Origin of the sequence: Paenibacillus arenosi (assembly GCF_014841135.1) — a bacterium.
Lineage (GTDB): Bacteria > Bacillota > Bacilli > Paenibacillales > Paenibacillaceae > Paenibacillus_B > Paenibacillus_B arenosi.
Genome location: NZ_JACYTN010000002.1, coordinates 526,311 through 536,279, shown reverse-complemented (window position 1 = coordinate 536,279; position 9,969 = coordinate 526,311). Strand labels below are relative to the sequence as shown.

The 9,969-nt window shown below is 40.9% G+C and carries 7 protein-coding genes; all 7 read left to right on the top strand.

The genetic code is table 11. The features are described 5' to 3' along the window. Positions 1-35 precede the first annotated feature (35 nt). The 7 genes from IFO66_RS05570 to IFO66_RS05540 all read left to right on the top strand — a co-directional run bounded on the left by IFO66_RS05570 (position 36) and on the right by IFO66_RS05540 (position 9,960). The gene (locus tag IFO66_RS05570; protein WP_192024152.1) at positions 36-1,292 is read left to right on the top strand and encodes an alanine racemase; all 1,257 of its coding nucleotides are present in this window, start codon (positions 36-38) and stop codon (positions 1,290-1,292) included. Continuing rightward, positions 1,289-2,836, top strand: coding sequence for a class I adenylate-forming enzyme family protein (locus tag IFO66_RS05565; protein ID WP_192024151.1), 1,548 nt, complete (start codon positions 1,289-1,291; stop codon positions 2,834-2,836). Before IFO66_RS05570 ends, IFO66_RS05565 begins: the two co-directional genes overlap by 4 nt. A 258-nt stretch (positions 2,837-3,094) precedes the next feature. After that, complete coding sequence (locus tag IFO66_RS05560; RefSeq protein WP_192024150.1) at positions 3,095-4,474, top strand: ABC transporter substrate-binding protein; 1,380 nt, start codon at positions 3,095-3,097, stop codon at positions 4,472-4,474. 133 nt (positions 4,475-4,607) lie between these two features. Continuing rightward, positions 4,608-5,489, top strand: a complete 882-nt coding sequence (locus IFO66_RS05555; protein WP_192024149.1) for a carbohydrate ABC transporter permease — start codon at positions 4,608-4,610, stop codon at positions 5,487-5,489. Then, positions 5,489-6,319, top strand: a complete 831-nt coding sequence (locus tag IFO66_RS05550; protein ID WP_192024148.1) for a carbohydrate ABC transporter permease — start codon at positions 5,489-5,491, stop codon at positions 6,317-6,319. Before IFO66_RS05555 ends, IFO66_RS05550 begins: the two co-directional genes overlap by 1 nt. A 105-nt stretch (positions 6,320-6,424) precedes the next feature. Next, the gene (locus tag IFO66_RS05545) at positions 6,425-8,356 is read left to right on the top strand and encodes a sensor histidine kinase (protein WP_192024147.1); all 1,932 of its coding nucleotides are present in this window, start codon (positions 6,425-6,427) and stop codon (positions 8,354-8,356) included. After that, positions 8,353-9,960 (top strand): response regulator, encoded by a 1,608-nt coding sequence (locus tag IFO66_RS05540; protein ID WP_192024146.1) that lies wholly within the window; start codon positions 8,353-8,355, stop codon positions 9,958-9,960. The genes IFO66_RS05545 and IFO66_RS05540 overlap by 4 nt, the downstream gene beginning before the upstream one ends. The last annotated feature ends 9 nt before the right edge of the window (positions 9,961-9,969 follow it).

Sequence of the window (9,969 nt, the reverse complement as noted above, 5' to 3'; positions counted from 1 at the left end):
AAGCAACTAATAGATTAGAATATAAGGAGATAAAAATGATGAATGATAGAATTATTCAAGCGCTCAACACAGCAAGTGCTCAATATGGGACGCCCTTCTATTTGTTCGATGAAGCTCAACTGAAGTTGGATTATGAGCAGCTACGCAATCATCTACCATCATCTGTGTCTTTGTATTATTCTATGAAAGCAAATCCGAATCCGGTCGTTATTCAGCATTTGCTGAAATGGGGTGCACAATTGGAGATTGCTTCAATTGGTGAGTTTCATCGTGCCATTGAGCTAGGAGCGGATGTGGCGAGTATCGTATTTACAGGGCCAGGTAAGACGGTTGAGGATATGGAAATATGCTTGCGTAACGGAATCGGAATTATTAACGTAGAGCATTTGCAAGAGTTAGCTGTCGTAGAGCAAGTTGCTGCTAAACTTGGTATGATCGCATCGATAACACTGCGTCTGAATTTAAGCCTTGATTCAACAGGCTCTAGGATGGCGGCAGGCGGTGGTGCAAGTCCATTTGGCATTGATGAGGAATGTATAGAAGAAGCCGCTTCTATTATTAATAAGTGCGAACATCTTAAGCTTGTTGGTATTCATACCCATCAAGGCACTCAAAACTTTAGTATTGAGTATTATGAACAAGCAACTGAACGGATGCTGTATTGGTATCGTCAGCTTCATCAAGTTTATCAGTTCCAGCTTACTACACTTGGTCTTGGTGGAGGCTATGGAGTTCCGACATTTATTGAGGACGAACCATTTTCAATTCAATTGTATGAGCAAATGCTGCGGCAGAAATTGAATGAAAATGCAGATCTTGAAATCCCAAATGTGTTTATTGAATCAGGACGTTATATCGTATCGCGCATGGGCTATTTTGTGTCAAGTGTGCTGTATGAGAAACAATCAAAGGACAAAAATTATTTGATTATTGACGGTGGGACGAATCAACGTACTGGTCTCGGAAGGACATTTAAGAAGCCACTTCCACTGCTAAAAGTATCAGCCGATGGGCAGGTGGAGATTTCTGGCGAACAACCCGATTCCACCTTGTATACCGTAGTAGGTCCACTGTGCACACCTATGGATATTATGCAAAGCGGTGTTGATTTTGCAGAGGTCAATCAAGGCGATTTAATTGTATTCTCTAATTCTGGTGCGTATGGACTTACCTATGCCAATGTCCATTTTTTATCACATCGTCTACCGCCGGAACTGCTGCTCACACAAGATGGCACTTTGCGAGACATTAGTTTGATCAGTCCGTTGAGGGAGGAGTCGATGTTGCGATGAACCATTATATCCATGATCTGCTGGATACAGCGGCATCTCGTTATCCAGACAAAGCGGCTATCCTTTCAGAATCTTCTTCATGGAATTATATTGAATTGCAGCAACGAAGCAGTCATTTATGTAGATGGTTGAAATCGCAAAACGTACAAGTTGGAGACCGTATTTTATGTGCAATGCCGAACAGCAGCTTCGTACTTGCGGCACTGTTTGCTGCCTCTCGCCTTGGTGCTATATTTGTTCCGATCCATGAAGAATTGAAGAGCAAAAACTTATCCTATATCGTAAGTGATTGTGAACCGAACATTATTTTTGCGGCACCAGCAACAGCCGAATTGTTGGGCTCTCCTCAATCGACTGTCGTGATATTGGACACAGCTGATGAGGCATCTTTATGGGATCAGTTTGGTCTAGAGTACGAGCCGTGTGAGCTAGCAACTGGAGATCATGGATTAGGCTCACAAAGTGACGTGAAAGTAAACGTGGATCAGCCTGTTTTGTTCATTTATACGTCTGGAAGTACAGGCAATCCAAAAGCGGTTATCTCCACTCATCAACAGGTTCTGTTTGCTGCCTCTTCCATTCAGCAATGTTTACAGGTGCAGCATGAGGATATCATCGGTAACTTTTTGCCACTCTCCTTTGACTATGGACTGTATCAAATGTTTCTAGTCTGCTATGAAGGAGCTACATTAGCCCTAGGTCATAAAAAGGATATTGGCCCACTGTGGCTGAAAAAGCTCTATGCCTGGGGAGTTACAGGACTTCCGCTGATGCCGGCAATGGCTGACGGTTTGTTGAAGTTGTCACAAAGACGAGGTTCACAACTTCCTGCTTTACGCTTTGTAACCAATACAGGAGCAGCTTTCCCATCCTCCTATGTAGATTCATTAAGTAATTTGTATCCGGCTTGCAGTATATTTTTGATGTATGGGTTGACGGAGTGCAAGCGAGTTGCTATTTTACCTGCTGAAGAAGCTCGGGTGAAGGTTGGTTCTGTTGGTAAGCCGATTCCTGGTACAACATGCAAAGTGATAAATAAGGAGGGCGTTGAGGCAGCGCCATTTGAAATAGGTGAGCTTGTCGTTAGTGGTCCTCATGTCATGGCGGGATATTGGAAACTAGCTGAGCTTACGGCTAAAAGATTCAGTATAGCTAAAGAGACAGGTGAACGGCAATTGTATACAGGCGACTTTTTCTATGCAGATGAAGATGGTTATCTCTATTATCAGGGCAGGTCTGATGATGTTTTTAAACAGCAAGGGTATCGTGTGAGTGCAATTGAAATTGAGGAGACAGCGGTGAGTCATCCGAATGTTCGGATGGCTATCCTATTGAAGCCTGATGAACAGTATGCAAGCGTGCTTGCTGTTACAGGAGAGGTAGAAGAGAGAGAACTGCTGCTGTTTATGGCAGAACAACTGGAGTACTATAAGCTGCCTGAACGCATCGTTGTTCTGGATGCTCTTCCTACTACTTTGAATGGCAAAATTGATAAACAGGCACTCAGATTATTGCTAGAAGCAATTGAGATTCGGACAACTTAGATAAATATAGGTACGTAGAACTGCTATTAAGGTGAAGAAATACATGTGAAATAGTTAATATGGACTCTTAGACGGTTTATAGAATAGTTCTATAGTCGTTCTATAAGGGTCTTTTTTTGTTAAGGTGCACAATTTTATTTGGATAGTAGATAATTTTATCCCTCTGCTGTCGAATTATCATCCTTACAAGTATTAACATCGCGGTTTATAATGAAAGCGTATTAAAAAACCTTAACAAACTTTAAGGGAGGTCATGAGATGAAAAAAGGTCTAGTTCTACTAACGACACTTTTGTTCATCGCTACAACTGCATTGACGGGTTGCGGCGGAGGCGCTAAAGAGAGCGGTTCTTCAAACGGCACAACTACGCCAGAAACAAAGACAGAGACAAAGACAGAAACGAGCAGTGAGCCATTTGATTTGAAGCTTCGCCATACGCAAGTAGGGGAGTCCAAGAAAAACCGCTTTAACATTCTTCAAGACGTAGTTAAGAAAACAGAAGGTGAAATTGCTGGTTTGTCCGTCAAGTTGGACGGTGTTGAATCAGAAGTTAACCGTAAAGAGAAACTACGCGCGGAGATGACAAACGGAGATCCACCTGATATTTTCGACGCTTTTGGTAGCCCGGACGTTAAGCTTTATGCTGAGAACGGACTAGTTGCTGATATCGCTCCAATTCTTGACGAGTTGGGTATTAAGGACGATTTCCTATCCCATACGCAATGGGAAAAGGATGGTAAAATTTACGGTTTGCCGGTAGGAGCTTCTATCGAAGGCTACTTCTATAACAAAGAATACTTCGAAAAGAACAAAATCGAAATTCCTAAAACATTGGCTGAACTAGAAGCTATCGCGGAGAAAGTGAAACAGGATGGCAAAATTCCATTCGCAATCGCTTCCAAAGATGCATGGGTTCCATTGATGACAACAAACAACTTGTGGACTTACTACGCAGGTGCTGATGTTACGAAAGGCTTCGCTAAAGGCGAAACAAAGTGGAACGATCCGAAAATGATCGAAGCGTTTGCTAAGCATGCTGACTGGTTGAAGAAAGGCTACTTCAAACAAGGTGAGCTTGGTCTTGAGTACGCTACACAACGTAACCAAATCATCAATGAAGAAGCAATCATGATGTACGATGGTTCTTGGGCTACATCTGTATTTGCTGACAAAGCTCAATCTGGTAAAATGCACGGAAAAGTTGGTTTCTTCATGATGCCTCCTCTTAACGCAGGCGATGGCTACAGCATCATGTTCGACTCTAACAACGGATATGCGTTCTCCCAAAAAGCAATTGATGATCCTAAGAAGCGTGAAGCTATCAAAGCATTCATCAAAAACTTGTACAATGAAGAAATGCAGCTTCGTGGCTTGAAAGAAGATGGAGTTATTCCTTCTATGAAAGTTGAACAAGCGAAGTTGAACGAAACAGCTAAAGGTAACGACTTGCTTGAAGCTATTCTAGCTCAAATGGGTGAAGTTAAGTACACATGGCCTGCGTTTGACGCTCTAGTACAAGCAGACGTGAACACTGCACTTAGCCAACAAATTCAAAAAATGATCAGCGGTCAAGCTACACCTCAACAAGTGGGCGATGAAGTACAAAAAGTTCAAGATGAGGCAATCGCTGCTGAATAATCTTTCATACAAAAAAGTAGAATAAATCTACTACAAGAGCACCGCCCTACTTAGCAGGGGGTGGTGCTCTATACATTATAGTCTGTTATTTCGGGATAGATCTCTCGATATTTGGAACGGACGGAGGGAAATCATGAACAAAGCACTTAGAAGTCCAATTACGTATTTCTTATTTTTGCTTCCAGCTCTTGTACTGTTCATTGCTTTCTTTATTTATCCTGTAATAGTAGCAATCTATTACAGCTTTACAAACTGGAACGGATTTGCAAACTATAAGTTTATCGGGTTCGATAACTATATACGAGTGATGAGCAAGGCTGATTTCTGGGCATCAGTCAAAAATAACGGATTCTTTATCTTATTCTCATGCTTCGTCCAAGTTCCGTTAATTATTTTCTTCTCACTGCTCATCTCCAATGTCAAGCGTTTGAGAGGTCTATATAAGACGGCAGTGTTTATGCCATCTGTTATGTCTACAGCGGTAATCGGAATCTTGTGGGGATTCATTTATGACCCGGATGTCGGTTTGTTGAACAAGATTTTGGGAGTGTTTGGCATAGATCCGATCATGTGGTTGTCCGATGAAAAGTGGGCAATGATCGCAATTCTTATTACGAACGCTTGGCAGTGGACCGGATTCTATATCGTTATGGTGTTGGCAGCAATCCTCTCTATTCCTAAAGAATTAGATGAAGCTGCTATGATTGATGGAGCAACAGGTATTCAACGTGCTCTCAGAATTACAGTTCCATTGATTATGCCAATCGTTTCGGTAGTTATCATGCTTTCCATTGCTGGTGCAATGAAAGCAGCTGATATTATTATCGTAATGACAAAAGGTGGACCTGCTGGTTCCACAGATGTTATGACAACGTATATGATGAAACACTCGATTGCAAGCTTTAAATACGGTTATGGTTATAGTATTTCAGTCCTTATTTTCATCTTCACGCTCCTCATTACGCTTGCATATCAGTTCTTGATTGCACGTAGAGCAGAAAGGATTGAATACTAATGATTAAACTACTAAAGAAAAGTGTAAATCATATCTTTCTACTAGGGTACTTGGTTGTTATTTTATTCCCATTCTTATTTGTTCTTTTCTCTTCTGTAAAGACAGATAACGGGGCTATTTCAAGTAATCCATTCGGTATTCCGACGGAATTCGCTTGGGACAATTATGTAAAAGCTTGGGTTAATGCAAATATCGGGGGATATTTCTGGAATAGTTTGTGGATTTCAACGGTAGCTACAATAGCTACACTGATTATTGGCTCACTCGCATCTTTTGCAATTACTCGTATGCGTTATAACAAGCTCAGTTTCATTACTTTCCAATTTATCTTATTAGGTTTGTTGATTCCAGGAAATGCATTGCTGTTGCCGATATATGGTATTCTTAAACAGCTTGATTGGTTGAATACACCAATGGCGTTGCTTCTTCCTTACACAGCGTCAGCAATTCCGTTTACGGTTATTATATTGGCAGCGTTTATGCGATCTATACCTTCAGAAATTGAGGAAGCAGCTGTTATCGACGGATTGAAAGCACCTGGTATTTTTGCTAGAGTCGTGATGCCGTTGAGTGTACCAGCATTAGTAACCGTATTTATCGTAAACTTTATGAGTAACTGGAATGAGTTCTTGCTTGCTAACTACTTCCTAAGTGATGATACATGGCGTACATTGCCAGTAGGTATGGTAGGTTTCCGTGATGCTTACAATACGAACTATGCTCAAATGAGTGCTGGTATCGTATACAGTGTCGTACCTGTAATGGTCATCTATGCATTCTTGCAAGAGAAGATTATTGAAGGTCTAACAGCGGGCGGCGTAAAAGGATAAAAAAAGTTGAACATAATCGAATAATACAAGTGAATTGTTCTCTATGGCGTGGTAAACTGGAAAAGGTTCGTCACAATAATAGAGACTAAAGGGGTAGTGAGAAGAATGAACTTACGTTATAAATTGTTTAGCGGCTTTGTTCTTCTTATCATTATCCCTTTATTTTTATTGGGGACGATAACGTTTACAATTACGTTTAAAATGATAGAGAAGAAGTACAGTGAACAGACCGAATTCTCTATGCAGGCGATGGGACATAGCATTCGATCCGTATTTAAGGAAGTCGAGAAAATTATTGATAACGGAATAGCCAATAATATTTTTCAACTTGCGTTAATTTCTCCGAATGTGAAAGATCAAGACTTAGTTCGGGCGGAAGAGACAGAAGCTAGTAAAAATAGTAGCAGCGGGACTGAGTCGGTTCAGCCGCCATTAAAAGTTACCGATTTAAAAGGGATTGACTATTTGGAGATGAATAACCGTCAGCAGGTGTTTCGGCGGTTGTTGTTCAATCATCCTTCCATTAGCTATGCCTTTTTGTATAATTTAAAAGGCTATACATATTATCCAGGGTCAGGTTATACTGACATTATCCCAATATTCGCCAAAGAAAACTTTAAAACGATGCCTTTCGAAGAATTTATCAAGCATCCTATCTATGATGAGGTAATGAATAGTAAGGGGTCACCTGTTTGGCTTGGACCAAATGAAATACCTGAGCTGACTGGGTCTGAGCAAGTGTTTACACAAATTAAAGTTGTTAAGGATTTGTATACGCTCAAAAATTTAGGGGTCCTTATCGTTCAAGTAAACGACTGGGATATCGAGACGTTTTTTAATAACTTTTATCATGTGGAACAAATGAGGAATTCTAGATTTTTCATCGTGAACGAGAATGGGCTAATATTGTTCGATAATGAAAAGAGATTGAACGGTAACAAACTCCCTAATTATTTGGATAAGCCGTTGGAGATGAAGGAAGGCTATCACAGTTACAAAGACAAGTTTAATGATCAGGATAGTGTTCTTTCTTTTTATGAGATTCCTGAATACGGTTGGCATTTAGTATCTGTCCGTTCATGGAACTCCTTATCCAATGAGATGACGGAATATATTAAATGGGTATCGATTATTATGCTTATTTGTATGCTGGGTGCGCTGCTATTTCTATTTTTGTTCATGAATCGGGTTACGAAGCATATCGTTCGTACGGTTAGATTTATGAGGAGAGTAGAAGAGGGCGACCTTCAAGCGCGTGTGGATGAGGAAGGGCAAGATGAGCTTCGCTTGTTATCACGTGGCTTCAACCGTCTCATTGATAGAGTAACTGATTTGCTAGAGCAGGTGAAGCAGGAACAACAGCAGAAAAACAAAGCAGAAATGAGAGTGCTTCAAGCTCAAATTAAGCCGCATTTTTTATTTAATACACTAGAATCGATCAATGTGCTAGCTATACAGAATGAAGGGCGCAAAGTTAGTCATATGGTACATAGATTGGGGAATATATTGCGTATTAGCATTCAGGACAAAGAAGAGATTACCATTCGTCAGGAACTTGAGTACTTAATGAGCTATTTAGAAATACAAAAGTTCCGCTTTGAAGATGTATTTAATTTTGAGTTCGATGTTCCTGAGGAATTAATGCACTGTATGATTCAAAAATTAACGCTGCAGCCGCTTGTCGAGAACTGCATTCAACATGGATTTGATGGCATCTCTTATACAGGTTTAATTCGTATATCGGCATGTTCGATTGATGGAAGAATAATATTGAGAGTAGAAGACAACGGAATAGGAATTTCCGCAAAGCAATTAATGCGGTTCCAATATATGCAAGATGATGATTCGAAATCACTTATTCCGCAAGAAGAAAAGGCGCTAAATATGGAACGCCGTGGTTTAGGTGTACGAAGTGTGGCTGACCGTATTCGCATTCAGTATGGAAGTCAATATGGGCTAATTATTTGTTCGGCTCCTGATAAAGGAACGATCATACAATGTACAATACCGAGATATGAGCAGGGTGAGAACAAATGAGTGTGAAGGCTATTTTAATAGATGATGAAGTTCCGATCCTAAACAACTTGAAAATTGTGCTTCCGTGGGAAAATATGCAAATTCAAATTGTTGGAACTGCTCGTAATGGAGTAGAAGGGCTGAGCCTTGTCCGAGAGCATGAGCCTGATTTGATTCTATGTGATATCCGAATGCCAGTAATGGACGGGATGGAGTTCCTGAAGGAAGTGAGGCAGCTGGGCGGAGAGGTCGAAGTGCTCATGCTGACTGGATATCAGGAATTTGAATATGCTCGTATTGCACTCCAACATAGTGTAAGAGATTATATTTTGAAACCTATTAATTATGAAGAGTTAGAAAATACAGTACGTAAAGTTGCAGACATTATACGCAATCGGAAGATGGAGAAGAAGATGGCTGAGCGCCGTTGGGGCAAAGTTATCAGTCTTGCGTATGAGAAGATGATGTTTGATGTAATTATGGGCTTCTCTGCTGGTCATCCAAGTTATTTTACTGTCGATGATAAGGATCAGGCTGACCAGCTTGTATATACGGTCTTACTAGTGGACTTAGATCAATACGCGCAGCAGACGGTTTCTTGGAGTGACAATGAGCGCAGATTGTGGAATTTTGCTGTACGAAATGTTTTACAAGATGCATTGCAAGGTGATGAATGGCTTAAGTATGCTGTACTCCAAACCCGTGAAGGTGAATGGTGTATCCTGGTTCAATTTTATAAAGACCGCTTCGAAGTGGAAGAAAAAGATGTGGCGAATTGGTCTTCCATGATTCAAGATGCGGTACGCAATCACATTAAGTTTACGGTTAGTCTCGCATGGGATTCTGGTCCTGTGCCGATGACGGGCTTATCGAGTACGTTTAAGCGTCTTCAGCGCGTCCTGCTTCTCCATCCTGATGATGAAGTCCTTGTCTCGGTTGACGAGAGCTCTATCGCTCGACAAGCTGCATCTGTATCGCAGTGGCAGCCCGTTGAGGAAATCGTATCGGGGATGAAGCAGAACGATAAAAAGAAGATAGAGCAGGGCCTTGCAGCGCTTCAATCCAGTCTGTTACAAATGTCAGAGCATTCAATTGTACGAGCTGAGAAGTTCCTTCATTACGTTATCATTCATCTATTGAGGGAAATGCGTGAATTGGAGCTGCTTAGTAAGCAAGAAGAAGAACAGGCATGGGAGAGGCTTCAGCACTGTGTAAGTGTAAAAGATTTAATGATCGTTATTTCGCAACTTGTTGTACAGACGAAGGAACATGCGATGAATAAGAAGTCTAGCGAGTTAATGATGATTGCCGCTAAAGACTATATCCAACGCAATTTAAGCTCCGACATTGGCATTGATGAGATTGCTGACTATTTGGGCATAAGCTGTAGTTATTTTAGTTTATTGTTCAAAAATTATTATAGTGAGACCTTCGTTGAGTATGTAACCAAACAGCGCATGGAACTAGCAAAATCCATGCTGCTCATGACCGATAAGAACATCACCCAGATTGGCAGCTTGGTCGGATATTCAGAGCGTCGATATTTCTCCAGAGTATTTCAGAAATATACGGGGCTTACACCTTCTGAATATCGTGAGAAAGAAGCTCAAAGTTCAAGTGTATAAACTACAAAA